Genomic DNA, 25,871 nt, shown 5'->3' on the forward strand with positions numbered 1-25,871 from the left:
AGCTGGCCCCGAGATGAGTCATCCCTAGAGCTTCGAGCTCTCTAAAGGGTTGTCGTAGACGACGACGTTGATAGGCAGGGTGTGTAAGCGCTGTGAGGCGTTGAGCTAACCTGTACTAATTGCCCGTGCGGCTTAACCATACAACACCCAAGAGGTTTTGGGTTGGACTCGAAATAAGCCAGTTGATTGTGGCGAGAATGAAACAGCTTTCTAGATACGTGTTTTGACTGAAAAGTGAAGACACACCAAATTTTGCTTGGCGACCATAGCGCTTTGGACCCACCTGACTCCATGCCGAACTCAGTAGTGAAACGAAGCAGCGCCGATGGTAGTGTGGGGTCTCCCCATGTGAGAGTAGGACATCGCCAGGCTCTCATTGCTTATCTTGTTGATAGCTCGATGCTTTTGATATCTGCGATGCTCATGTATTGGCATACACTGCGCGTCTCGATTCAAAATCCTCATCGCATCAAACAAGATAATCTAAGAGTAGGACATCGCCAGGCTCTCATTGCTTATCTTGTTGATAGCTCGATGCTTTTGATATCTGCGATGCTCATGTATTGGCATACACTGCGCGTCTCGATTCAAAATCCTCATCGCATCAAACAAGATAATCTAATTAGAGCTTAATATTGGGCTTTAGTTAGCAAACATTTAATCATCAAAGCGAATATGCGTAAGACTTTGATGAGTAGAAATACGAAGCCCTGACCTAACGGTCGGGGCTTTTTTGTATATTTAATCTTTGATGAAAAACCAATAAAGCCTTGGCCTGACGGTCAGGGCTTTCTTTTTTTGATCGAGTGTCCCCGCCGGCGCGTATTAGTGCCTTAGGAGGTACCATTATGGTAACTGTGTTCTATGACAGCATGTGTCCTTTGTGTGTGAAAGAAATGCGTAAGCTCTCGCGTTGGGATGGCGACGATGCGCTGCGATTGGTTGATATCCACCAAGCAGATTTTTCCATTGATTTTCCCAACGTTGATCCCAGCTCGGCGAATCGTATTTTGCATGCACAAGATAGTGACGGGCAAATGGTGTATGGTTTAGATGCAACCTATGTAGCGTGGGATGCGGTTGGAAAAGGCGCTTGGGTGAGTTGGTTACGCTGGCCGGTTATTGCGTGGTTTGCAGACAAAGCCTATCTTTTCTTTGCCCAGCACCGTTATCGGATCTCGGCGATTTTGACGGGCCAAGCACGCTGCCAACAATGTCAGATTAAATAAGGAAACCCATGTCACTGAGCGTGTATGAGAAAGAAGCCATCGTTGCGATGGAAAAACGCTACCGTGCGACTTTTGTGAACAGCTTATCAGGATTTAAATCAGCCAACTTGTTGGGCTCCAGCGATACAAACCAACAAACCAATTTATGTATTGTGAGCTCAGTGTTTCATCTCGGAGCAAACCCTGCGTTAATGGGGGTGATAATCCGCCCTGATACTGTGCCGCGTGATACGTTGGAAAACATTAGAGCGACGGGGTTTTATACACTTAATCACGTACAAAAAGAGATGATTGTGGCGGCTCATCAAACGTCAGCGCGTTACCCTCACGATATCTCTGAATTTGATCAGGTTGGTTTGACGCCTTTATGGCGTGAAAAGTTTGGTGCGCCTTTTGTACAAGAAGCCGCGATCCGCCTTGGTCTTGTTCTCCGTGAAGAGCACACCATGGCGATCAATGGTACTCACTTGTTAGTGGGGGAAATAATCGAAGCGCACGTGCCAGACAGTTGTGTCAGTGAGGATGGCTTTGTCGACATCGAGCAAGCAGGCACCGTTGCCTTGAGCGGATTAGATTGCTACCACACCTCCAGCCGTGTTGGCCGTCTGAGTTATGCTAAACCTGACTGCCAGCCAGAGTGGCTTGATTAGCGGGTACGCGCCATGTAGTGGTCGGATAGTGCGTAAGTTTCACGTATCGTCCGGGCATCAGCGGTTTAGTTCTGGCTATTCTAACTGAAGATCCAGCGGCGTTTTACTTGCCCGACCGCCGATTTCTCGGGTAAGACGAGGCACCAGATAGCCTGACAGCTGGCCGATAATCTCCTGCATTAAGGCGCGCGCTTCATCGTCTGAGACTAAAAAGTGAGCGGCGCCTTGGACTTTATCCAATACATGCAGGTAGTAAGGTAAAACGCCGGCATCAAATAGTCGTTGACTCAGTGCCACCAACGCATCCGCACTGTCATTCACCCCTTTTAGCAGCACGCTTTGATTGAGCAGCGTAATTCCCGCTTGTCGCAATGTGTGGAGCTTATCGCTTAACTCGGTATCTATCTCATTGGCATGATTGATGTGAGTGACCATCACCACTTGCAGGCGTGAGCGAGACAAACGTTCAGTAAGCGCAGAGGTGATACGCGCTGGGATCACCACCGGCAGACGAGAGTGAATGCGTAGCCGTTTCACATGACTCATCGGCTCAATGGCGCTGATAAGCCAATCGAGCTCCTCATCTTTGGCCATCAGGGGATCGCCGCCGGATAAGATCACTTCATCAATTTCATGATGTGCAGCGATATAATCCAATGCACCTTGCCATACGCGTTTGCTGCCCTTGTTATCCTGATAAGGAAAATGGCGACGGAAGCAATAGCGGCAATTTATCGCGCAGCCTCCTTTAACGATCAGTAATACGCGGTTGTGGTATTTATGCAATAACCCAGGAATCGCATTATCTTGCTCTTCAAGCGGATCAGCGCTGAAGCCCTCTACCTCATTAAACTCCTGCGCGATAGGTAACACTTGCTTAAGCAGCGGGTCGTTCGGATTGCCTTTTTCCATTCGGGCAACAAAACTGCGAGGAACGCGTTGTGAAAACAAGCGGCGCGCGGCAAAACCGGACGTCCATTCCTCAGGTGAAATTTCAAGCAGTTGCAGCAATTCACTGGGATCTGTGATCGCCTCTGCGAGTTCTTTGATCCAGTTTCGCTCAACAGCAGGCTGGATTCGGGTTATGATGTGCGACATTTGTGAAAACTCGAAGATGTTAAGAGGATCAAGATGGCGTCTTTCAGCACCAATGAATTCCGCGGCGGCATGAAAATTATGCTCGATAACGAGCCGTGTGTCATTACCGAAAATGAATTTGTGAAACCAGGTAAAGGCCAAGCCTTTAACCGGGTCAAACTGCGTAAGCTGATCTCTGGCAAAGTCTTGGAAAAGACTTTTAAATCCGGTGATACAGTTGAAGCGGCCGATGTGATTGAAGTGGATATGGATTACCTTTATACCGACGGTGAATTCTTCCACTTTATGAACAACGAAACCTTTGAACAAATTGCGGCCAATGAAAGTGCCGTCGGTGAGAATGTTAAATGGTTGGTTGAAAACAACAGCTGTACGCTTACCCTTTGGAATGGTGATCCGATTGTGGTCACACCGCCTAATTTCGTTGAACTAGAAGTGACGGAAACGGATCCTGGCCTAAAAGGGGATACCCAAGGCACAGGCGGTAAGCCGGCAACATTGACCACAGGTGCGGTTGTACGAGTGCCTTTGTTTATTCAAATCGGTGAAGTGCTCAAAGTCGATACGCGCTCTGGCGAGTATGTTGGACGCGTAAAATAATGACCGACAATAAAAAGCCCTGAGTGTGATTCACCAGGGCTTTTTGTTTTATTGCTTTTAGCACACGCTAGATCATCAATACTAAAAGCGCGGCGACGACACTGACCGTAAATGCAATCGCATAACAGACAACTTTGCCTGCCAAGCCGATATGCAGCTTAAGGTCGTGCAGGCCATGGTGAATGCGGTGCATCGCATGCCACATGGGTAGTGCTAAGGTGGCGAGGATAAGTAACTTGCCCAGCCAATGTTCGGCAAACATCATGACACGGTCATAGCTGAGTGCGCTGGGATCAATAATACCAAGCGGCACTAAGATCCCTAAAATCAGCACGGTAATAGGGGTGAACATGGCGAACCAAGTCCCCCCAGCACCAAATAAACTCCACCAAATTGGCTCATCGGAACGTTTTGGTTTGGGATCGATCATAACACCTCCTAAATGAGCACCAAGGCGATCAGTGATACTACAGCCACCGCGCCCCATTGTGCGCCAATCACCCATTTACTATCCAATAGCTTCCCTTTGATTCGAATTGGCATGACTTGTGGCATCATGCTGAAAAACGTCGTGGCGTGGAACAAGCTGGCGATTAACGCGACCAGATTGAGTAACACCACAACTGGATGGGCCATATAGTCAAGCCATCCCTGCCAGGCCTGTGGGCCTTGTACCAAGCAAATTAATCCCGCGGTTAGGCTGAGAGTAAAGAAGACTAAAGGCAGCACAGTTGCTTCTCGTATCATGTAGAAGCGATAAAACGGGTGGTGCAGCCACCAAGTACGAGGCATAGGCCGTACATAAGGTTTACGGTTACTCATCCTGTTACCTCCTTCCCTTCTTTATTGGGATTAAACATGGCGATCACCATATCTTGCGTGGAGGCCACTTTTCCTTGGTTAACCGCACCAGCAGGATCGACCCCTTTAGGGCACACTTGTGAGCAATAGCCAACAAACGTACACCCCCAGGCGCCGTTATCACTATTAATCAGTGGCATACGCTCGTGCTGACCACCGTCGCGACTGTCCAGATTATAACGATGCGCAAGTGTGATGGCGGCGGGACCTAAAAAGTCAGGGTTGAGGCCAAATTGCGGACACGCTGCGTAACAAAGACCGCAATTAATACAGGCTGCGAACTGCTTGTAGCGCGCCATTTGTTCAGGCGTTTGCGTATTAGGCCCGTCTTCGGGGCGGCGGTCATTACCTAAAATATACGGTTTGATCGCTTCAAGACGTTCAATAAATGGTGTCATATCCACCACCAGATCTTTTTCGATCGCAAAGTTAGCCAAAGGCTCAATCAGTACCCCTTTGGGGTAATCACGTAAAAACGCTTTACAGGCTAGCTTTGGCACGCCATCAACCATCATGCCACACGAGCCACAAATGGCCATGCGACAAGACCAGCGATAAGACAGTGACTTATCCAGGTTATCCTTGATATAACCCAGCGCATCCAGAACCGACATGGTTTCGTCACCGGTGACCACGAAGTCTTGCGTGTAGGGGGCCTCATCCGTTGCGGGATCATACCTGAGCACTGAGACCTGATAGGTAGCTTGCGTCATTTTGCGTGCTCCTCTTGTTGGTCGGCGCTGTCACGATTCGCTTGCTCTGCCGCATCACCATACAGTCGTGCTTGAGGTTGTGACTTGGTTATTTTGACATCGCCATAGTCGATGCGAGGGCCATGCTCTGCTTGATAGAACGCCAAAGTATGCTTGAGATAGTTTTCATCATCACGGCTGGTGCAGCCTTCATCAAGACGTTGGTGTGCGCCGCGTGACTCTTTACGCTGTATCGCGGAATGTGCCATGGCTTCGGCGACTTCTAGGCCATAGCCTACTTCAATGGCGTACAGCAGGTCGGTATTAAACACACTGCCTTTATCTTGAATGCTGATATTTTGGTAGCGAGCTTTCAGTTCGGCAATTTTATCAATCGTGGCCTGCATTAAGTCTTCTCGACGATAAATACCACAACCCGCTTCCATGGTTTCACCGAGCTCGCGACGAATATCCGCCCAGTTTTCTTCTCCTTGATTAGAGAGCAACTGATCAATGTGCGCTTTCACGTCTTGAATTTGAGCGTCGATGGCCGCTTGGTTCCAATCTGTGAAACTGCTAGCACGCTTGGCAGCGCCCTCACCGGCTAAACGACCGAAGACAGCAAGCTCGGCGAGCGAGTTTGAACCAAGACGATTGGCGCCGTGTAAGCCAACAGAAGAGCACTCACCGACTGCAAATAGGCCTTTAACACGTGTTTCCGTTTGCGCGTCGGTTTCGATCCCTCCCATGGTGTAATGCACCGTTGGGCGGATAGGGATCGGCTCTTTGGCTGGGTCAACATTGACATAGGCTTTCGCCAGCTCACAGATAAAGGGTAGGCGCTCTTGAATATAGTCTTCACCCAGGTGGCGCAAGTCGAGATGCACCACATCACCGAGTGTGTGCTTGATGGTGTTGCCTTTTTGTTGCTCGTGCCAAAAAGCCTGAGAGACTTTATCGCGCGGGCCAAGCTCCATGTATTTATTCTTCGGTTGACCGACCGGCGTTTCTGGGCCCATACCGTAATCTTGCAAGTAACGATAACCGTCTTTGTTGACAATAATGCCGCCTTCACCTCGGCAGCCTTCGGTCATTAAGATACCTGTCCCCGGCAATCCGGTTGGATGATATTGTACGAATTCCATATCGCGTAGTGGAATCCCGTGACGATACGCCATGGCCATGCCATCACCGGTGACAATGCCACCATTGGTGTTACAGCTATATACTCGGCCGGCCCCCCCGGTTGCCAATACGACCGACTTGGCTTTGATACAGACGAGCTCGCCTTCTGCCATGTGTAAGGCAATTAACCCCTGTACCTGCCCCTCATCGATAATCAAATCGACAACAAAATATTCATCGAGACGCTGGATTTGTGGGTATTTGACCGAGGTTTGGAATAAAGTATGCAGCATGTGAAAGCCGGTTTTATCGGCAGCGAACCACGTCCGCTCCACTTTCATACCGCCGAATCGACGCACATTAATGCTGCCGTCGTCTTTACGGCTCCAAGGGCACCCCCATTGCTCCAATTGCACCATTTCATGGGCGCAATTTTTAACAAAGTAGTCGACAACGTCTTGCTCACATAACCAATCGCCGCCGCTGACGGTATCATTAAAATGATTGTCTAAGCTGTCCTCGTCCTTGATGACGGCCGCTGAGCCACCTTCGGCTGCCACAGTGTGTGAGCGCATCGGGTAGACCTTAGACACCAATGCAATATTAAGAGAGGGATCGGCCTCTGCAGCCGCAATAGCGGTGCGCAGTCCAGCGCCACCGGCGCCGATAACTGCAATATCTGTAGTGAGGGTCCGCACGTTCATCCTCCAGTGTTATAGGGAAAGCCAGTGCTTGGCTTGTTTATTGTTGTGCTGTCATAGTAGGCAATCTCGTCTGCGTAAAAATTGACTCAGTCGGGGAATTGCCGCGATTTTGCGGGCATGGGTGTTAAATTGCATAAAAGTGTGAGATGAATCGGTAAGTGTGCGATGGCGTTGAAAAAACGCGCAAGACTTGCAATAGAAATGCGCCATGTGACACGCCAATATTGCGTAACAAGCAAGCAGGAAGGCGCTTGTTATTTTGCTTGCTGGCGATAGACTGGCGCCATGGTGCGAACAGAGAATTTTTTATGACCTTAACCACGCAATGGCAACCAACCGCGTCGCTAGAGCAACTAAAAAAGCGAGCCGATATCATGGCACGCCTTCGGCAATTTTTTGCTGACCGTGGCGTATGGGAAGTGGATACGCCAGCACTTAGCCAAGCGGCGGTCACCGATGTGCACCTACATAGCTTTAAAACGTCTTTGGTTGGGCCAGGTTTCGCTGACGGCGTGTCGTTGCACTTAATGACCAGCCCTGAGTTTCATATGAAGCGCTTACTGGCCGCGGGGAGCGGGCCGATTTACCAAATCAGTAAAGCGTTTCGTAACGAAGAAGCTGGCCGTTACCACAATCCGGAATTTACCATGCTCGAATGGTATCGCCCTGGTTTTGATCACCACCAGTTGATGGATGAAATGAACGCGTTGTTACAAGCTGTACTAAGGTGTCAGGCTGCGACACGGATGAGCTATCAAGAGGCGTTTGAGTCTACTACCGGGCTGTGTCCATTAACCGCGGATATTCCTCAGCTGCGCGCACTTGCGGCCACCCAGGGATTGGCCGATATCACCCAAGATGAGACAGATAAAGATACCTTGTTGCAACTGCTTTTCTCGGTGATGGTGGAGCCCAATATTGGCTTACAGGCTCCTGTTTTTGTTTATGACTTTCCCGAATCACAAGCAGCGTTAGCAAAAATTAGCCAAGCAGATCCACGTGTTGCGCATCGCTTTGAGGTGTATTACCAAGGGATTGAGCTGGCAAATGGTTTTTATGAGTTGCAAGACGCTTGCGAACAGCGTCGGCGGTTTGAGGCGGATAACCAAGCGCGGATTGCACGAGGGTTAGCGCCACAACCTATCGATACGCACTTGCTCGCCGCATTAGAGGCAGGCTTACCCGATTGTGCGGGCGTGGCGCTGGGTGTTGACCGCTTAGTCATGCTGGCTTTGGGGTGTGACCATATTAATGCGGTGACCGCGTTTCCTGTTTCGCGCGCTTAACAAGGCCGCACCGATAAAAACGCCGCTCGAAGGCGGCGTTTAGGGCAGGGACCGGTTTAGACTTTAAATTTAGATAAGTCTTGATGCATGTCTTGAGCCGCCTGCGCCATGCTGTCACCTTGGTCGCCTGTGGCGCTCGCTTGTTGATGGATCTCGTAGGAGAGATCTTTTACCGCTTGGGTATTGCGATTAATATCGTCGGTGACCGCGCGCTGCTCTTCTGCGGCGCTGGCAATTTGAATCGCCATTTCTGAAATCCGCCCAATCGCAGTGGTGATTTGGTTGAGACGCTCACTCGCAGCTTCAGCACGATCAACGCTTGATGTCGCCATCTCATTACTTTGCGTCATATCATCCACGGCCCGTTGCGTCGTGTGCTGTAGAGTCTCAATCATATTGCGAATTTCTTCGGTGGAGTCGTGTGTCCGTTGGCTTAATACCCGTACTTCATCGGCGACTACCGCAAAGCCGCGCCCTTGTTCACCCGCGCGTGCCGCTTCTATCGCCGCATTCAATGCCAACAGATTGGTTTGTTCCGCCACCCCTTGTATAGTCGCAATAATTTGGTTAATGCTCTGCGCGTTCTCATCCAGTTCACGGATCACATTGGTGGCGCGCTCGACTTGCTGAGCCAATTGGGTGATGGCGTCGCGGTTGTCACCCACCACACTTAACCCTTCTTGGCATGATTGCTCCGCTTGTTGCGCCGATGTGGCGGTATCCTCGGCATGGCTGGCCACTTCGTTGGCGGTGGTCGACATCTCATGGATCGCGGTAGCAATTTGGTCGACATCGTTTTGCTGCTTGTCGACTAATTGACTCGATTGTAACGCATGGGTTCGGCATTCCTCGGCGCTTTGCGACAATGTCATGCTTTGATTGACCGCTTTACCAACCATTTGCTGAAGTTGTGCAAGGAAGGCGTTAACGTACTCGGCCAATTCACCAATTTCATCGCGACGGGCTATGTTGATCCTTTGGGTCAGATCACCTTCACCGGCAGAGAGCGTCCGCACCGCTGCGGTTAATTCACCCAACGGCTTGAGTAATTGTTTAATCAGGGCCCCGGCGATAAAGGCGATCACGACAAAAAGAATGACTGAGGCGATCAGCACAAAAGTAATTTGCTCTGATACGGAGGCGTAAGCTTGCGCTTTATCTTCGACAATACCCAGCGTCCAATCGGTGTTGGGGACGGTTATTGCAGCAAGCAGTTTTTCTTTGCCGTTGAGCTCAAAGGTGGTGAGTTGGCGTTGCGCACTGGCATTGGCCATAAAGTTGCGAGTCAGCTCGTCATCCAGATCGGTGAGCGGTTGGCGACTTAAGTCCGTATCACGATACGCGACGATGCGATTTTCACCGTCGACCAAAAAGGCAAAGCCATTACTGAGCTTCAAATTGAGCACCTGCTCGACGATATCAGTCACGGTGACATCGGCGGCGATCACACCTTGGTATTGGCCATTAAAGGCCTTGGCTAAACTGACCACTAGGCTACCGTCAAAATCCTGATAGGGCTCAGTAATAATAAGTTCATTGACTCCACTCGCACTCTGGTACCAGGGCCGTGTGCGCGGATCGTAATCCGCTGGCCAGTCTTCACTTTTATCACCATAAGCAATGCGTCCATCGCTAAATCCAGCATAAACGGATAAAAAGTGCCCCGCACGCTTCGTCACTAGCAGTTCACGATCGACATTGGCGTTATTTGCAATCAGCGTCTCATTGGCCAGAAGCATATCGGCACGCGTACTTAACCAGCTATCAATGAACTGGGTGGTGGCATCACCGACATCATGCATTTGTTTGGTAATGCTGGTGGTGGTTTCAGTTTGGAGCTGACGCACAGAAATGCTGGCAAGCACCGCACTGACCAGCGCGACGATAAAGGCAATAGCCACAATAATTTTCAGCTTAATTGTCGGCTTGGGCATAGACACATTTCCATCTCATTAAAAAATATCTTTGAGTGTATACGCAAGGCTTACAACAAAGTTAGATCAATGAGGCAAATCGCGTTGATAAGTGAGGATAAGAAATCGTTGAACGCAGAATTTGTGATCTTTCTGCCAATAGAGAGGCTGCCTACTGGTATAGGCAGCCTGGTTGCATTGCCGTGTTCATATCGTTGACGCGTTAGACTTTAAATTTAGACAAGTCACTGTGCATCGCCTGCGCGTCTTGCGCCATTTGCTCGCCTTGTTCCCCTGTTTCGTTCGATTTTTGATGAAGCTCCAGTGATAAATCGCGCACCGCTTGGGTATTGCGATTGATATCTTCAGTGACGGCACGTTGCTCTTCAGCCGCGCTGGCAATTTGTGCCGCCATTTCGGAGATATCGCCAATCGCGCGTGTGATTTGATTGAGTTTATCACTGGCTGAGGCGGCGCGATCGACACTGGAGGTTGCCATTTCGTTACTTTGGGTCATGCCATCCACCGCACGTTGTGTCGTGTTCTGCAGCGTTTCTATCATATTGCGGATTTCTTCGGTGGAGTCGTGCGTGCGTTGACTCAGTACACGTACCTCGTCAGCGACCACCGCAAACCCTCGGCCTTGCTCACCAGCACGCGCAGCCTCAATCGCGGCGTTAAGCGCCAGTAAGTTCGTTTGCTCGGCAATCCCTTGGATGGTGGAAATGATTTGATTAATGCTTTGTGAGTTTGTGTCTAGCTCTCTAATCACATTGGTGGCTTGTTCGACCTGTTCTGCCAACTGTGTGATCGCGTCACGGTTACTTTCCACGACCTCTAGGCCATCCCGGCATGAACTTTCTGCTTCTTGGGCTGAACGAGCGGTTTGTTCGGCATTGCTGGCCACTTCATTGGCAGTGGTTGACATTTGGTGAATGGCGGTCGCGATTTGATCGACATCACCTTGCTGTTGTCCGACCAAACCGGTCGATTGATGCGCAAGATTTCGACATTGGTCCGCGCGTTCAGACAATCCCACACTTTGGGTGACGCTTCGACCAATCATGGCTTGCAATTGCGCTAAAAACGCATTGACGTGTCCGGCTAACTCACCGATTTCATCGTGGCGCACAATATCAAGACGCTGAGTAAGATCGCCACTGCCTTGCGATAAGGAACTTACTGCGTGCGTCAGCTGAGTCAGTGGGGCCAGCATACGGTGAATGAGGAAGCCGGCAATAAAAGCGATAACGACAAACAAAATCACCGACGTGACCAACGTGGAGACTATTTGCTCGGAAACGGAAGCAAACGCCAGTTGTTTGTCTTGAACTACCCCTAGACTCCAGTTAGCGCCTTCCACTTTTGTGACTGCAATGAGTTTTTCGCGGCCATCGCCATCGAACGTCACGGTCCCCAGTGCTTGGCTGTTTCGTGCATTTTGGATGAAGGCCGGTGTGAGCTCATCGTCGACCTGCGTTAAAGCTTTTCCACTCAGCGCGGTATCGCGATAGGCGACCACCTTATTATTGCTATCAACCAAAAACGCGAAGCCTTCGTTGGGTAGGCGTACGTTAAGCACCTCTTTGACAATGGCGTCGACAGATAAGTCAGCAGCAATAACCCCTTCGAACTGTTGATTAAATGCTTTAGCAAAGCTGATGACCATGCCAGCGCCATTGGCATCGACATAAGGAGGCGTAATAATTAAATCGTTTGCCGCATTGGCTTGCTTATACCAAGGACGTGAACGAGGGTCATAGTCGGTTGGCCAGCTTTCGGTTTTATCACCATAGGCGATGGTTCCATCAGCAAAGCCGGCATAGACGGTAAGAAAATCACCCTGGCGCTTGGTCAGTAATAATTCGCGATCAACATTCGGTTGGCTAGCAATCAAAGGCACATTCGCGACGAGTATTTTGCTGCGGATGTCGAGCCATTCTTCGATAAAGTTGCTCGTTGATAGCCCCACATCTCTCATTTGAGCGGTGACGCTTTGTTCGGTTTCTGCTTCAAGTTGATTGACTGAAAACCATGCCTGTACTGCACTGACTAAGGCGACGACCAAAGCAACCGCAAGTAATATTTTGGTCTTGATGGTAAATTTCATTAAAGATCCCTCGTACTACCACACTATGACGACACTTTCTTATTGAGTATCTGCTTAATTGTAGAAAGCTTGAGCCTGGGAGGGGATAGAATTTAAAAAAAGTTTTCCTCTCAAGCTCGCTAACGCCTGCATCACTCGTGTTATCCCATTTTTAACCAATAAAAAATAGACACTTATGTAAAATGGAAACGACTTATCGGTTTTTTGTCTCATCGATGAAACGCCTGTCAGGTTAATAAGACAACCCCGCCATAAACCAGCATTAAACCACTAACCCCGAGAATAAGGCCGACTTTGACCAGATCTTGACTACTGATAAACCCCGTGGAGTAAGCGAGCGAGTTGGGAGGGGTCGATACCGGTAAAATCATGCCGAGAGAGGCGGAAAAAGCGACAACAATGAGCAAGCCTTGCATGCCGCCAATGCTTGCTAACGCTGGCATGGAAGAGGCAATCGCCGCCGCAATCGGCATTAACAAGTTTGCGGTCGCTGTATTGGACATAAAATTAGCCATCAGCCAGCAAATCACCGATAAGGTAATTAAAACGGTCATGGCAGTGAGCAAGCTGTAATCCACTGCATGGGCGAGGGCTGCGGCGAGACCGGTTTGATCCAGTGCGATCCCCATTGCAATCCCGCCGGCGACCAGCCAAAGCACATCCCAGTTAATTTGCTTAAGCTCTGGCTTACCAATGATCCCTGTCAGGGTAAAAATAGCCAGAGGGATCACCGCGACGACATACGTATTCATGCCATGAGCGCCTGTGGTGAGCCACAGAACAATGGTCAGCGCAAAGGTAATATAGACGGTATAGGCTTGCCAGCTTTGTAAAAAACGGCCTTCTAACGCAAGCTCCACTCGAGTGTGTTGACTGCGAAAGAGGCGTTGTAACAGCCACCAAGCAAAACTGAGTTGGACGATCACGAAGGGGAGCCCCATCTTCATCCAGTCTAAAAAGGAGACTTGATATTCGCCGGTTAAATACTGTAGCGCGATCGCGTTTGGCGGTGTGCCGATAGGGGTAGCGATTCCTCCGGTATTCGCGGCGACCGGAATGCAAAGCACCATCGCTTTAATTAACGGATCGCCTTTGGGTAGCACACTGATAATGGGCGCTAATAGGGCCAACATCATGACAGTTGTCGCGGTATTGGACATAAACATTGAAAATACCGCCGTGATCAACATCAGCCCCAGCATAATGAACTTGGGGTGTTGGCCGAAAGGTTTGAGCAACACGCGGGCAAGGTTAATGTCGAGCTGATATTTAGACGCCGCGATAGCCAACGAAAACCCACCCATAAACAGGATGATAATAGGCGATGAAAACGCACTTAATATATCGGTGTAAGGAATTAACTCGCCACGCGGATGATGAGGCGTTATGCCACGAAACCAGTGCAAGCCTTTGTCTGAAATCATGATCAGTTGCAGGGTGATGATGAGCAAAGACGTAGAAAAAACGGGAACGGGCTCAAGCACCCACAATAACGCGGCCATTAAAAAGATGGCTAATAAGCGGTGCTGAATAATCGTAAGATCGGCAATAGGCAACCAATCGGTGGGGATGAGCAGTAATAATAAGGGGAAGCCGAGTGCGACAAGTAGCTTGATAAAACGAGCATTAACCACAAATACGCTCCTTCGTCATTGGTGGGCGACCGCGTCATGCCTTACAGTTGGATTGGCAAGCGCTTTATTGCTAACAGAATACCTCCAATAATACGGACCTTGCCTGTTGATTAACGGGAAAAATCTCCGAATTTCGACACAAAAAAGGGGCATAAATGCCCCTTATCTCACAATTTTTTCGATTACGCCTGCCGATGCGCGTAGGGCTGCCCCATTTGCGTAGGTGCGCCAGGGATAACTTGGTCGTCGAAGTGCAGGGCACCGTGTGGAAAGAGGTTAATCACGGTTGAGCCCAGCTTGAATCGGCCCATCTCATCACCTTGGACAAAGTGAATCGCTTGCTCGCCCTCGGTCGGGTATTGCCAACGACGAATGCTGCCGCCAGTTGGCGGTGTCACCGTGCCCGCCCACGTGGTTTCAATGCTACCGACAATGGTCGCACCCACTAAAATTTGCGCCATGGGGCCGAAATCTGTTTCAAAGAGACAGACAACACGCTCATTGCGCGCGAACAGGTTGGGAACGTTTTCTGCTGTTACCGGGTTGACTGAAAAGAGATCGCCAGGAATATAGATCATCTCGCGCAGTACCCCGTCACATGGCATATGGACGCGGTGATAATCACGCGGTGAGAGATATAAGGTGGCGAACGCTCCCTCATCAAATTGGCTGGCGAGTGCTGCATCGCCGCCGATTAATTCGGTTAATGAAAAGTAGTGGCCTTTGGCTTGGACTAATTGCCCCTGCTCGATGCGTCCCGCTTGACTGACGCAGGCATCGGCAGGAAAAACCAAGGTATCATTATCGCCTTCGATGGGACGTAACGCAGGTTTTAGCTCACGGACAAAAAAATCATTAAAGGTGCGATAGTAGCCAGGATCACTGACCTTTGCTTCGCCCATGTCGACGTGATACTGCTTAATAAACCACTTAATCACCGAGGTTGTGAACCAGCCGCCTTTTAAGCTAGCCAATTTGCCCATGACTCGGGTAAGAGCGTGTTTCGGCGCAAGGTATTGCAGCCCGACTTTTAAATCGTCTCGCACAGTTTCGTCCTGACAAGTTATTGAATGTTAATTACGCTCAATGCGTGCTATGGATTGGCACGCAGTGTAGCGAATCAATACGTGTAGTGACAGCGGCTCACAGTTGCTTATTTCGTGAGAACTGTCGGTTATCTTTTGCTTCTTTCATGCTTTCAATAATGCGGTGGTAGCTGTCAAAGCGTTCGACACTAATATGGCCATCTTCGACCGCCTGACGAAGCAGGCAACCTGGGTCGTCGCCATGTTTGCAGTCGCGGAATTTGCACCCACCTAAATACTCACGAAATTCGACAAACCCATGGGCGATTTGTTCCGGCTCAAGGTGCCATAAACCGAACTCGCGCACGCCAGGCGAGTCAATGAGATCGCCCCCTTGGGCGAAATGATACAAGCGTGCCGCGGTCGTGGTGTGTTGCCCCAGTCCTGAGTTTTCTGATACCTGATGCGTTTGCGCATGCACATCGGGTAACAAGGTATTGACCAAGCTTGATTTACCCACGCCTGATTGTCCCACGAACACACTGACATGTTGATCCAATTGTTCAACCAGTGTCGACATGCCCTCACCAGAATCGGCGCTCACCATCACCAAGGGATAGCCAATATCTCGATAGATATCGAGCAGCGTCTCGACCATTTCTCGGCCGTCATCATCCAGCAGGTCGACTTTATTGACCACAATGAGCGGGGCGATATTGAGTACTTCACACGCAATTAAGTAACGGTCGATAATATTGAGCGACAGCTCGGGTAAGATCGCGGCCACGATCACCACTTGATCGATATTGGCGGCAACGGGTTTAACGCCGTCATAGTAATCAGGCCGTGTCAGAACCGACATGCGATCATGTACCGCTTCAACCACGCCGGCAAATCCCTCGAGCGCTTCTTTGCCTGGGCGCCAAATGACGCGATCACCTGTTACCAGGCTACTGACGGAACGACGAAGATTGCACCGGTGTATTTTCCCTGTTTGCGGATCTTCAATGTCGGCATGTTGCCCAAATCGCGTGATCACTCGGCCTTCACGAGAGGATTCAAGGGCAGCATCTTCCCATTGGATGTCGTTATCATGCTGTTTGATCCGACGTTGCTGGTTCGATCGAACCCGCCGCAATTGGCCTTTAGTAAGCTTTTTCTTTTTTGCCACGTTGACTCTTATCAGTTAAGTTGGCTTTCATATCAAGCACAGTATGATACATGGTTTACCCATAAAAAAGGCAAGTTCAATGGCGTTCAGTGAAAACAATTTAATCTGGATCGATCTGGAAATGACCGGGCTCGATCCGGACACCCACAAGATCATTGAGATCGCAACGATTGTGACCGATGCACAGCTTAATATCCTGGCAGAAGGGCCGGTATTAGCGATCCATCAGCCGCAAAGCGAACTCGATAAAATGGACGATTGGTGTACGCAAACGCATACCCAGTCTGGTTTGGTTGCGCGTGTGCAACAAAGCCAAGTCAGTGAGCAAGCGGCTATTGAGCAAACGATCGCATTTTTATCTCAATGGGTACCCGCGGGGGCCTCCCCGATTTGTGGTAACAGTGTGGGCCAAGATCGTCGTTTTCTCTATCGTCATATGCCAGCGCTGGAGCGTTATTTTCACTATCGCACGGTGGACGTCAGTACGCTGAAAGAGCTTACGCGCCGTTGGCAGCCCGAAATACTGAATGCGTTTTCTAAAAAAGGCACCCATTTAGCCCTTGACGACATTCGGGAATCAATTGCAGAATTACAGTTCTATCGCGAAAGGATCCTGACGATCTGATTTTCTTTTCGTCGATCTGTTGCTCTTTTGAGCGATCAAAAGAAAAAATCATAATTTTGCTTATCAGCACTTGCAACCCGGTTTTTTCTTCGTATAATTCGCAGCCCTAACGACGTGAATCGTCTGTTGAAAGCGACATTAGCTCAGCTGGTAGAGCGCAACCTTGCCAAGGTTGAGGTCACGAGTTCGAACCTCGTATGTCGCTCCAAATTAAATATCGATCTGATAGTGATCAGGTCGATCTAAGCGACACTAGCTCAGCTGGTAGAGCGCAACCTTGCCAAGGTTGAGGTCACGAGTTCGAACCTCGTGTGTCGCTCCAATTTAAAATTCGATGTTACGCATCGGCAATGCGACATTAGCTCAGCTGGTAGAGCGCAACCTTGCCAAGGTTGAGGTCACGAGTTCGAACCTCGTATGTCGCTCCAAATAACAATTCGGTATAAGCGACACTAGCTCAGCTGGTAGAGCGCAACCTTGCCAAGGTTGAGGTCACGGGTTCGAACCCCGTGTGTCGCTCCAATCACTTGGTTAACCGCAAGTGTGGCGTTACATATAGCGCCGTCTTTAATGCTGTGAAGCATCATCTCTAGCATCAAATTCACACCTAACGTACTTCCTCTGGAAGCGGCGTATTGGCGTGCTTTTAATTACTAATGCACAGCTTTATCCACAAGACTCGTTTTGTGGATAACTTGGTTGATGAATTCTGTAAAGCCCGCCATGCCGGTGATCTTGTCAGCAAGCACGAGGACGATGTTGTACACCGGAAATAAACACCATTTCTCTCTATTTAGCTGAAAATAAAGGGGAATAGTGTATTTTTTTCCAGGTTAACTAATGCTTTTCCACAGTGTTATTCACTATCGTGATCTTGCTCGCTTAATGCCCTGCCTATGTGTTTAACTATCAAAAAGTGCACCATAAACACACATTGCTTAATAGTTTTCCACATAATGTGAATGGCGTCATCTTTCTGCTATTTAACAGTGCTAAGCGTCTCGCGGTAACCCTTTTTCAATGATGCGCACCAGGCGGCGAGTGCCGGTGGGGAGTACAGCCACATCAATGCGCTGTCGTTTGCTTTCTTGCTCACCGAGCGCCCACTCTATATGTGCATCAACCAATGCATCCTCTCCATGCCGGGCTCGTAAGCTCGCAACGATCTCTGGATCATAAGGCGCGTTGCCCATCGCGATAGCAAGATTGCGTCGCCACTTTTTAATCCCAATACGACGAATGGCCGACCCTTGCGTTAAGGATAAAAAAGTGTCCTCATCCCAATTAAAAAGTGTGGTGAGCGGCTGTTGATCAAGGCTAGGGCGACAGTGAAAGTCGGCTTCTAAAGTGAGTTCAGCCTCGCGGTTGAATGGACAAACGAGCTGGCAGTCATCGCAACCGTAAATGCGGTTACCTATCGCGTGGCGAAACTCCATAGGGATCACACCATCATATTCAATGGTGAGGTAGGAAATACAGCGCCGGGCATCGACCACGCCTTCCGCAACAATCGCTTGGGTTGGGCAGCTCGTCATACAAGCAACGCACTTGCCACACTGATTATCAACGGGAGTATCCGTCGGTAAAGGGAGATCAACCAATAGCTCGCCGAGGAAAAACCAGGATCCCGTTTCTTCGTTAAGGATCAATGAGTGTTTACCTGTCCATCCCAACCCTGCTTTTTCTGCCAACGGACGTTCTAAAATAGGTGCCGAGTCGACAAAAGGACGATAGCCATAGGGACCAACCTCGGCTTCGATTTGCTGCCCCAGCTTTTTCAATCGGTTGCGGATGAGTTTGTGATAGTCGCGCCCTAAAGAATAGCGACTCACATAACCTAAACTTGGATTGGCCAATGTGGTGGCAAATCCCGCTTCTGGTGGTAAATAATTCATGCGTACACTGATCACGCGTACCGTACCAGGCACCAACTCCTCTGGGCGCGCACGCATCATGCCATGTCGCGCCATCCACGCCATCTCACCGTGATAGCCATTGTCGAGCCAACGTTGCAGTTGCGCCTCATGTTGCTTGAGATCAACATCCGTGATCCCGACATGCTGGAAGCCTAGCGCTTGTCCCCATTGCTTGATACGTTGGGCTAATTGGTCGAAATTAATCGATGCATCGGGCGTGGGTTGCGACATAGCGGTAGATCCTGAGGCCTTAAGTGGTGCAGTACAATCAATGGAGGCAGTTGATGGCGACAAGTTTACCACAGAGTTTCTATCGTGCAGAGCAAGTTCGTGAAGGCGAACAGGCTGTCGCGCGTGCGTTGGATATTCCTATGTATCAGCTGATGTTAAGAGCTGGCCAAGCCGTCTTTGATAGTATCAATCAGTATTATCCTAACGCGGCACGGTTATTGATCGTCTGTGGTGCGGGCAACAACGCCGGCGATGGTTATGTGATTGCTCGGTTGGCGAAATCAGCGGGATTAAATGTCACCATATGGTCATTGGTCGCGCCAGAAAAACTTAGTGGCGACGCGGCAACCGCTTGGCAAGAGTGGCAAGATTGTGGTGGAAGCGTTATTAAGACCCAGCCTACCGTCACGCAGTTTGATGTCATTGTCGATGCCATGTTGGGCACCGGTTTATCGCGCGCGGTTGAAGGCGATTTTGCCCAAGCGGTCAGGGTGATTAATCATTGCCACGTGCCAGTGGTGGCGGTTGATATTCCGTCTGGCTTGTGTGCCAACAGTGGCTGTGTAAAAGGTGTGGCAATCGCAGCGGATATAACGGTTACCTTGATTGCATTAAAACAAGGCTTATTAACCGGGCAAGCGGTCACGCATCGCGGTGAACTTATTTTTGCTGGTCTCAATGTAGCAACAGCCTTTGCACGTCAAGCGGAACCGGCTGGGCAGCTGATCAGTGACGATATCAAAACGCAATGCCTCCCGCCCCGAGCGCGCAGCGCACATAAAGGGCAATTTGGTCGCGTTCTTTGTTTAGGCGGTGACCATGGTATGGCCGGTGCCGTGACGCTTTGTGCCCAAGCTGCGTTACGCACTGGCGCCGGCCTAGTCAAAGTTGTGACGCAAAAAGACCATACCTTGATGCTCGTCACGCGTCAGCCTGAGCTAATGACGCAAAGCTGGGCGCCGGGCCAATCATTAGGTGATGCCTTGTCTTGGGCCACCCATATTGTTATCGGCCCTGGACTTGGCCGAAGTGCGTGGTCGGATGCACTCTGGACCATTGCCCTCTCGGCACGGTTGCCTAAGGTTGTTGATGCGGATGGATTAAATAAATTAGCGCGGCAACCCCAACACCGCGACGATTGGATTCTCACGCCTCATCCAGGCGAGGCCGCTCGCTTATTGGGCTGTGAAGTAAAAGAGGTGGAACTCGATCGTTTTGCCGCCGTCAAAGCGATACAAACACGGTATGGTGGTGTCGTTTTGCTTAAAGGGGCAGGAACGATCGTATATGATGGCACAGATTATGCTGTTGCAAATGTGGGCAATCCTGGCATGGCGTCTGGGGGAATGGGCGATGTTCTCTCGGGGGTAATCGGTAGTTTGTTGGCGCAAGGCGTTGATTTATTCTCGGCGGCAACATTGGGTTGCTACCTTCATGGTAAAGCGGGTGATTACGCCGCTCAGGCCGGTGAACGAGGATTGCTCGCCAGCGATTTGTTTCCCTATTTGCAGCAGTTAGTGGATTAGAGAAACGCGCCTGGTTCAGTAATCAGAGCAGTTTATGACATAAATAACAGACGAGATCCCAAAGTAGTATGACCCAGACTTTTATCACTCAGTTGACCGATGCGGATCGCACGGTGGCTTTCGGCGCGGCACTGGCGCGTGCTTGTACGCAAAGTACAACCTGCTATCTACATGGCGATCTTGGTGCGGGAAAGACCACGTTTTGCCGCGGTTTTATCCAGGCGATGGGGCATACCGGTAATGTCAAAAGTCCAACCTATACCTTGGTTGAACCTTACGAGCTAACACCTTGGCAAGTGTATCATTTCGATCTCTACCGTTTGGCGGATCCAGAAGAGTTGGAGTTTATGGGGATCCGAGATTATTTTAATCAACAAGCGCTGTGCTTAATTGAATGGCCAGAAAAGGGAGAAGGCTGGTTACCGCATGCCGATCTGGATATCACTCTGCGTTACGACGGTGAGCAGCGCAACCTTATTATTGATGCCAATAGCGCGGCAGGCCTGGCTATTATCGACCGCCTAGAATGGGAAGACTAGCATGATGTGGCAGCGGCTTTGCATCTTGATGATCGCCAGCTTGTTGAGTGCAACAAGTTGGGCCAACAAAATCGAAAATATTCGGGTGTGGCCGGCACCGAATGAAACCCGGGTGGTGGTTGATCTCGCTGAAAAGGCGGATTTTAGTTATTTTTCTTTAACACGCCCGGACCGACTGGTGGTCGACTTGAAACAAAGTCAGCTCGCCACCGGCTTGCCAAAGCAGGTTAAAGGCAGCGATATTCTGACTAAAATCCGCAAGAGCAGCCCCCCTGATGCCAGCACGTATCGACTGGTTTTTGAGTTAAAAAATGGCGCTAAGCCGACGATATTTTCTCTCGCACCGGGAGGCGAGTATGGCCACCGTTTAGTGGTTGATTTACCACACGCGCAAAAAGTGGATAAGAACAAACCGACACTCTCGGTAGCGGAAAAGAAGCGGCGTGAGACGGTCGCGGCTTTACCCTTTGGCACTGAAGACATTGTCGTCGCGATTGACCCCGGGCACGGCGGTAACGATCCCGGCGCCATAGGACCGCGTCGCAAGCAGGAAAAAGATGTCAATCTTGCCATTGCTAAACAAGCGGCTGCACGTATCAATGCGGTGCCGGGAATGCGGGCCGTCTTAACCCGTACGGGCGATTACTTTGTCGATTTGAACCGTCGGTCTGAAATCGCACGCAAACATAAAGCCCATTTACTCGTCTCAGTGCATGCCGACGGTTTTCATCAGCCACAACCTCGTGGTGCCTCGGTGTGGGTGCTCTCACGCCGTCGAGCGAACAGCGAAATTGGTCGCTGGATTGAAAAACATGAAGAGCAATCCAACTTGTTAGGTGGTGGCTCTTTGCTTGCGCAAAATAACGAGGACGAATATTTAAGCCGTGCGGTGTTGGACTTGCAGTTTAGTAACTCGCAAAAAGAAGGCTACAACGTCGCGACTCGGGTGCTTAAAGAGCTAGGTAAAGTGACCAAGCTGCACAAATCGAGCCCTGAGCATGCGAGTTTGGCCGTGCTCAAATCGCCGGATATCCCGTCCTTGTTGGTGGAGACCGGGTTTATTTCCAATCCACAAGAAGAGCGTTTGTTATTCCAACGAGGGCATCAACGTGGTTTGGCGAATGCCATTTATCATGGTATTCGTAATTACTTTGAACGCTTTCCTCCTGACGGCACCTTGTTTGCAGCGCGTAAAAACGGGGTAAAACATAAAGTCAGCCCGGGACAGTCCCTCTCAGTTATCGCCAAACAGTATCAAAGCTCAATAGCTGCGATAAAATCGGCGAACGGCTTAACCTCAAGCACGCTGCAGGTGGGACAAGTGCTATCAATTCCAAATGTCGATGTGGCTAAGTTAGCCGGTAAAGCCGAGCGGGCATCCACACAAACCCTGACTCATACCGTGAGTCGCGGCGAGTTTCTCGGTAAAATTGCCGAGCAGTATCAAGTCTCACTGAGCACGCTGCGCCGCGCGAATAACTTGAAGTCTGACACGCTCTGGGTAGGGCAAAAGCTGAAAGTGCCGGGCGCAACACCGCCAGCGCTGAAGCACAAAGTCAAACGCGGTGAATACCTTGGCAAAATTGCCAGCAATTACGGGGTGACCATTGAGAGCCTTCGTCGCGCCAATGAATTACGCTCTGATGCGCTGGCGGTCGGTCAAACTCTGATCATCCCAGGAAGCTAATATGGCGATTGAGATTTTACCCGCGCGCCTTGCCAACCAGATTGCAGCAGGGGAAGTGGTCGAGCGGCCAGCATCGGTGGTGAAAGAGCTGGTAGAAAATAGCATTGATGCCGGGGCGACCCGCATTGATGTGGATATAGAAAAAGGCGGCAGCAAACTGATCCGGGTGCGTGATAATGGTGGTGGGATCAGCAAAGCCGATCTGCAGCTTGCCCTGAGTCGACACGCCACGTCTAAGATCCATAGCCTTGACGATCTTGAGGCGATCATGAGCCTCGGCTTTCGAGGCGAGGCACTGGCGAGTATCAGCTCTGTTTCTCGCCTGGCCATCACCTCTCGCCCCGCGGAACAGCAAGAAGCGTGGTCAGCCTTTGCTGAAGGACGCGATATGGCCGTTAGCGTGAAACCGGCAGCGCATCCGGTGGGTTGTACCGTGGAAGTGGTGGATTTATTTTTTAACACGCCAGCCCGACGTAAGTTCTTGCGTACCGATAAAACCGAGTTCAGCCATATTGATGAGTTGCTGCGACGTATCGCTTTGAGCCGATTTGATATTACCATTAACCTGCGCCACAACGGCACGCAGGTTCGCCAATATCGGCGTATCCCTGAAAGGGGAGATCCTCTACGTCGCCTAAAAGCCGTCTGCGGGCAAAAATTTGTTGATCATGCGCTGCGGATTGACTTGACCCATCACGATATGGCGCTGCGCGGTTGGATATGTACCCCTGATGGCGCGCGGCAGCAAAACGATATGCAGCATTGTTTTGTGAATCAGCGCATGATGAAAGATAAATTGATCAACCATGCTATCCGCCAAGGGTATGAGCAAAGCTTGGCGCCCGATCAGTATGCCGCTTATGTGCTTTATATCGATGTGGATCCGCATCAGATAGACGTGAACGTTCATCCGGCGAAGCATGAAGTCCGCTTTCATCAAGCACGGCTGGTGCATGACTTTATTTATCAAGCGATTTATGACGGGCTGCAACAATCATCGTTACCCATCGACGAGACGGTCAATCCAGAGACCGGCGAGGTTAGAGAGACAGTGTCTTATCAACCTCGAGCATCGGCCGTGGCAACCGACCATTCCTACCAGCAAGCGGTGAATGCCTTTCCCGCTTATCCGGGGAAACAGTCAACCGAGTCGTCACGGCCAGCAAAAGGGCAAGCTTCGCGCGCTGACCGTTCGAGTACGCCTTCCAAGCAAGCGACCCAAGCCTATCAAAGGTTAATGACGCCGCGAGCCGCCGTTCACACTGACGATGCCAAGGATGAGGCGACATCGAGTGAGCAGTCGCCTTCGCCGGTTAGCGTAAGCACGTGTATGGCACCAGCTAAGATAGTGAGTGGCCAACCTGGTTTGGGAAAAGTACTCGCGGTGATTGACCAGCATTATGTGCTGATGTCGTGGGGTGAGGATTTATGGTTAGCTGATCATCATCGGTTAGAAAGCTGGCGTCATCAAGGGGCGTTACAACCAGCCTTGGCGGAGGGATTAGTGACTCAGCCTTTATTAATTCCACAACGTTTATCCGCGTCTGCATCCGAATGTGATGCGATTAGCCACTATCAAACGTTACTGGGGCAATTTGGTATTCATATTCGGGTAAAAGGCCAGCAGTTAATGGTGATGTCTGTATGCCAACCACTGCGGCAACAGAATCTGCAAGCCTTTGTTCCAGCCCTACTGAACTTTTTAGGCGGCTTAGACCCCAGCCAATCTAATCCGGATCACCGCGCGAACCTGTTGGGTTGGCTGGCAAAGCAGTTGACAGTTGCATCGGATCCAGTCAGCCTTGCGCAAGCGGTACAGACCGTATCGGAAATTGAACAGTATTGGCAGGGTGAGGCGTTGGAAAAAGGGCGACAACGCTTGTTTACGCGTCTCGACCTAACCTCAGCAATAGAAGCATTACAACATGACTAATCCGCTGCCTAAGGCCATTTTTTTGATGGGGCCAACCGCCTCGGGAAAAACGGATCTGGCCATTGCATTACGCAATACCATGCCGGTTGAAATTATTAGTGTTGATTCGGCCTTAATTTATCGAGGGATGGATATTGGTACCGCCAAGCCAACCGCTGACGAATTAGCACAGGCGCCGCATCGCCTCATCGACATTCGAGATCCCGCTCAGGCTTATTCCGCAGCCGACTTTCGTGAAGACGCCCTCACAGAAATGAAGAAGATCGTGTCGAATGGCAAGATCCCTCTGTTGGTTGGGGGCACCATGTTGTATTTTAAAGCGTTATTAGAAGGGTTATCGCCATTACCCAGTGCGGATCCTAGTGTGCGTGACGCATTAGAAAAAGAAGCGCAGCAGCATGGCTGGGAAGCGCTTCATGCACAGTTATGTGATATTGATCCTGTTTCTGGTGCGCGGATCCATCGCAACGATCCGCAGCGGATTATGCGGGCACTTGAGGTGTACCGTATCAGTGGACAAACCCTGACCGCATTGACGGAAAAAAAAGGTGAACCTTTGCCGTATCAGGTACACCAATTTGCAATAGCGCCTCAGGAACGAGGTGAGTTGCATCGCCGCATTGAGCTCAGATTTGACAAAATGGTTGAAGCGGGCTTTGAAAAGGAGGTACGTACACTGTTTGAGCGAGAGGATCTGCATCCCGATCTGCCCTCGATCCGCTGTGTTGGGTATCGCCAAATGTGGGATTATTTGGCCGGACGTAGCACCCATGATGAAGCCGTTTACCGTGGAATTTGCGCGACGCGCCAGTTAGCCAAACGTCAGATAACTTGGCTGCGAGGCTGGGAAAATGTGACGTGGCTTGACAGTGACGCGCCGTCACTGTCTTTACAAACGGTGACAAAAGCGTTGACGGCAGGGACGGAAACTTGATGTATACTGTCACTGACAAGGACGCTGCTTAACCGCGACATTGACTACAATTACAAACAAATAAGGAAAAGAACTAATGGCTAAGGGGCAATCATTACAAGACCCATTCCTAAATGCGTTACGTCGTGAGCGTATTCCTGTTTCCATTTACCTTGTGAATGGCATTAAGTTACAAGGGCAAATCGAATCGTTTGATCAGTTTGTGATCTTGCTGAAAAACACCGTGAATCAAATGGTGTATAAGCATGCCATTTCTACGGTGGTGCCAGCACGTGCTGTGAGCCATCACAACAATAACCAAGGGGCTGGAGAGCGTCCACAGGGCGATCGTCAGCAAGAAAAACCTGAGGAGTGAGTATTCAATTGCTAAGGAGTCATTCGC

Annotated in this window: 22 protein-coding genes, 4 tRNA genes and 2 rRNA genes; 17 read left to right on the top strand and 11 right to left on the bottom strand. The window is 50.2% G+C overall.

The genetic code is table 11. The features are described 5' to 3' along the window. The 4 genes from BZG81_RS02055 to BZG81_RS02070 all read left to right on the top strand — a co-directional run. A 23S ribosomal RNA gene (locus BZG81_RS02055) occupies positions 1 to 140 on the top strand; the annotation flags it as partial. 115 nt (positions 141 to 255) lie between these two features. After that, positions 256 to 371 (top strand): 5S ribosomal RNA (rrf, locus tag BZG81_RS02060). A gap of 477 nt (positions 372 to 848) precedes the next feature. After that, positions 849 to 1,229: a thiol-disulfide oxidoreductase DCC family protein gene (locus BZG81_RS02065; RefSeq protein ID WP_077460030.1), complete on the top strand. Its 381-nt coding sequence runs from the start codon at positions 849 to 851 to the stop codon at positions 1,227 to 1,229. An 8-nt stretch (positions 1,230 to 1,237) separates the two neighbouring features. Then, the gene (locus BZG81_RS02070; RefSeq protein ID WP_077676625.1) at positions 1,238 to 1,879 is read left to right on the top strand and encodes a flavin reductase family protein; all 642 of its coding nucleotides are present in this window, start codon (positions 1,238 to 1,240) and stop codon (positions 1,877 to 1,879) included. Between the two features lie 75 nt (positions 1,880 to 1,954). Here the strand turns inward: BZG81_RS02070 and epmB are convergent, their stop codons facing one another. Next, entirely contained in the window at positions 1,955 to 2,977 is a 1,023-nt protein-coding gene (gene epmB, locus BZG81_RS02075; RefSeq protein ID WP_077676626.1) for an EF-P beta-lysylation protein EpmB, read from the bottom strand. A 33-nt stretch (positions 2,978 to 3,010) separates the two neighbouring features. Between epmB and efp the strand changes: the two genes are divergently transcribed. Then, positions 3,011 to 3,577 carry an elongation factor P gene (efp, locus tag BZG81_RS02080; protein WP_021023462.1) on the top strand — a complete coding sequence of 189 codons (567 nt, stop codon included), beginning with the start codon at positions 3,011 to 3,013 and terminating at the stop codon, positions 3,575 to 3,577. A gap of 67 nt (positions 3,578 to 3,644) precedes the next feature. On the opposite strand, the gene frdD is transcribed toward efp, so the two are convergent. The 4 genes from frdD to frdA are packed head-to-tail and all read right to left on the bottom strand — an operon-like array spanning position 3,645 to position 6,953. Further along, a complete protein-coding gene (gene frdD, locus BZG81_RS02085; protein WP_077460027.1) occupies positions 3,645 to 4,007 on the bottom strand; it encodes a fumarate reductase subunit FrdD in 363 nt (120 codons plus the stop codon). Positions 4,008 to 4,015: 8 nt separating this feature from the next. Beyond that, complete coding sequence (gene frdC, locus BZG81_RS02090) at positions 4,016 to 4,399, bottom strand: fumarate reductase subunit FrdC (RefSeq protein ID WP_077660564.1); 384 nt, start codon at positions 4,397 to 4,399, stop codon at positions 4,016 to 4,018. After that, complete coding sequence (locus BZG81_RS02095) at positions 4,396 to 5,151, bottom strand: succinate dehydrogenase/fumarate reductase iron-sulfur subunit (RefSeq protein ID WP_021023465.1); 756 nt, start codon at positions 5,149 to 5,151, stop codon at positions 4,396 to 4,398. Before BZG81_RS02095 ends, frdC begins: the two co-directional genes overlap by 4 nt. Continuing rightward, complete coding sequence (frdA, locus tag BZG81_RS02100) at positions 5,148 to 6,953, bottom strand: fumarate reductase (quinol) flavoprotein subunit (protein ID WP_077660568.1); 1,806 nt, start codon at positions 6,951 to 6,953, stop codon at positions 5,148 to 5,150. Before frdA ends, BZG81_RS02095 begins: the two co-directional genes overlap by 4 nt. A gap of 314 nt (positions 6,954 to 7,267) precedes the next feature. On the opposite strand from frdA, the gene epmA reads away from it, so the two are divergent. Beyond that, positions 7,268 to 8,245, top strand: a complete 978-nt coding sequence (gene epmA / locus BZG81_RS02105) for an elongation factor P--(R)-beta-lysine ligase (protein ID WP_077676693.1) — start codon at positions 7,268 to 7,270, stop codon at positions 8,243 to 8,245. Between the two features lie 56 nt (positions 8,246 to 8,301). On the opposite strand, the gene BZG81_RS02110 is transcribed toward epmA, so the two are convergent. The 5 genes from BZG81_RS02110 to rsgA all read right to left on the bottom strand — a co-directional run bounded on the left by BZG81_RS02110 (position 8,302) and on the right by rsgA (position 16,098). Continuing rightward, positions 8,302 to 10,179 (bottom strand): methyl-accepting chemotaxis protein, encoded by a 1,878-nt coding sequence (locus BZG81_RS02110; protein ID WP_077460024.1) that lies wholly within the window; start codon positions 10,177 to 10,179, stop codon positions 8,302 to 8,304. 202 nt (positions 10,180 to 10,381) lie between these two features. Then, positions 10,382 to 12,268 (bottom strand): methyl-accepting chemotaxis protein, encoded by a 1,887-nt coding sequence (locus BZG81_RS02115; protein ID WP_077676627.1) that lies wholly within the window; start codon positions 12,266 to 12,268, stop codon positions 10,382 to 10,384. A gap of 227 nt (positions 12,269 to 12,495) precedes the next feature. Then, complete coding sequence (locus BZG81_RS02120; RefSeq protein WP_077660561.1) at positions 12,496 to 13,902, bottom strand: SLC13 family permease; 1,407 nt, start codon at positions 13,900 to 13,902, stop codon at positions 12,496 to 12,498. A gap of 182 nt (positions 13,903 to 14,084) precedes the next feature. Then, complete coding sequence (gene asd, locus BZG81_RS02125) at positions 14,085 to 14,948, bottom strand: archaetidylserine decarboxylase (protein ID WP_077676628.1); 864 nt, start codon at positions 14,946 to 14,948, stop codon at positions 14,085 to 14,087. A 97-nt stretch (positions 14,949 to 15,045) separates the two neighbouring features. Next, on the bottom strand, positions 15,046 to 16,098 hold the full coding sequence (gene rsgA, locus BZG81_RS02130) for a small ribosomal subunit biogenesis GTPase RsgA (RefSeq protein WP_077460021.1): 1,053 nt from the start codon (positions 16,096 to 16,098) through the stop codon (positions 15,046 to 15,048). A gap of 79 nt (positions 16,099 to 16,177) precedes the next feature. On the opposite strand from rsgA, the gene orn reads away from it, so the two are divergent. The 5 genes from orn to BZG81_RS02155 all read left to right on the top strand — a co-directional run bounded on the left by orn (position 16,178) and on the right by BZG81_RS02155 (position 17,245). Then, positions 16,178 to 16,723: an oligoribonuclease gene (gene orn / locus BZG81_RS02135; RefSeq protein ID WP_021023473.1), complete on the top strand. Its 546-nt coding sequence runs from the start codon at positions 16,178 to 16,180 to the stop codon at positions 16,721 to 16,723. A gap of 132 nt (positions 16,724 to 16,855) precedes the next feature. Further along, positions 16,856 to 16,931 (top strand) — tRNA-Gly (locus tag BZG81_RS02140). 38 nt (positions 16,932 to 16,969) lie between these two features. Further along, positions 16,970 to 17,045, top strand: a tRNA-Gly gene (locus tag BZG81_RS02145). Positions 17,046 to 17,075: 30 nt separating this feature from the next. Next, positions 17,076 to 17,151, top strand: a tRNA-Gly gene (locus BZG81_RS02150). Positions 17,152 to 17,169: 18 nt separating this feature from the next. Continuing rightward, positions 17,170 to 17,245 (top strand) — tRNA-Gly (locus BZG81_RS02155). Between the two features lie 470 nt (positions 17,246 to 17,715). Here the strand turns inward: BZG81_RS02155 and queG are convergent. Continuing rightward, on the bottom strand, positions 17,716 to 18,843 hold the full coding sequence (gene queG, locus BZG81_RS02160; protein WP_158011823.1) for a tRNA epoxyqueuosine(34) reductase QueG: 1,128 nt from the start codon (positions 18,841 to 18,843) through the stop codon (positions 17,716 to 17,718). Positions 18,844 to 18,923: 80 nt separating this feature from the next. Between queG and BZG81_RS02165 the strand changes: the two genes are divergently transcribed. From BZG81_RS02165 to hfq, 6 genes are all read left to right on the top strand, one after another. Then, positions 18,924 to 20,396 carry a bifunctional ADP-dependent NAD(P)H-hydrate dehydratase/NAD(P)H-hydrate epimerase gene (locus BZG81_RS02165; protein WP_077676630.1) on the top strand — a complete coding sequence of 491 codons (1,473 nt, stop codon included), beginning with the start codon at positions 18,924 to 18,926 and terminating at the stop codon, positions 20,394 to 20,396. A 68-nt stretch (positions 20,397 to 20,464) separates the two neighbouring features. Continuing rightward, positions 20,465 to 20,935: a tRNA (adenosine(37)-N6)-threonylcarbamoyltransferase complex ATPase subunit type 1 TsaE gene (gene tsaE / locus BZG81_RS02170; protein WP_021023475.1), complete on the top strand. Its 471-nt coding sequence runs from the start codon at positions 20,465 to 20,467 to the stop codon at positions 20,933 to 20,935. A 1-nt stretch (position 20,936) separates the two neighbouring features. After that, on the top strand, positions 20,937 to 22,622 hold the full coding sequence (locus BZG81_RS02175; protein WP_077676631.1) for an N-acetylmuramoyl-L-alanine amidase: 1,686 nt from the start codon (positions 20,937 to 20,939) through the stop codon (positions 22,620 to 22,622). 1 nt (position 22,623) lies between these two features. Next, a complete protein-coding gene (gene mutL, locus BZG81_RS02180) occupies positions 22,624 to 24,555 on the top strand; it encodes a DNA mismatch repair endonuclease MutL (protein ID WP_077676632.1) in 1,932 nt (643 codons plus the stop codon). Next, positions 24,548 to 25,489: a tRNA (adenosine(37)-N6)-dimethylallyltransferase MiaA gene (miaA, locus tag BZG81_RS02185; RefSeq protein ID WP_077460016.1), complete on the top strand. Its 942-nt coding sequence runs from the start codon at positions 24,548 to 24,550 to the stop codon at positions 25,487 to 25,489. The genes mutL and miaA overlap by 8 nt, the downstream gene beginning before the upstream one ends. Before the next feature lie 76 nt (positions 25,490 to 25,565). Beyond that, positions 25,566 to 25,844, top strand: coding sequence for an RNA chaperone Hfq (hfq, locus tag BZG81_RS02190; RefSeq protein WP_021023479.1), 279 nt, complete (start codon positions 25,566 to 25,568; stop codon positions 25,842 to 25,844). Positions 25,845 to 25,871: the final 27 nt, after the last annotated feature.

The sequence above is a fragment of the Salinivibrio sp. MA607 genome, assembly GCF_001996245.1.
In the GTDB taxonomy this organism is placed as follows: domain Bacteria; phylum Pseudomonadota; class Gammaproteobacteria; order Enterobacterales; family Vibrionaceae; genus Salinivibrio; species Salinivibrio costicola.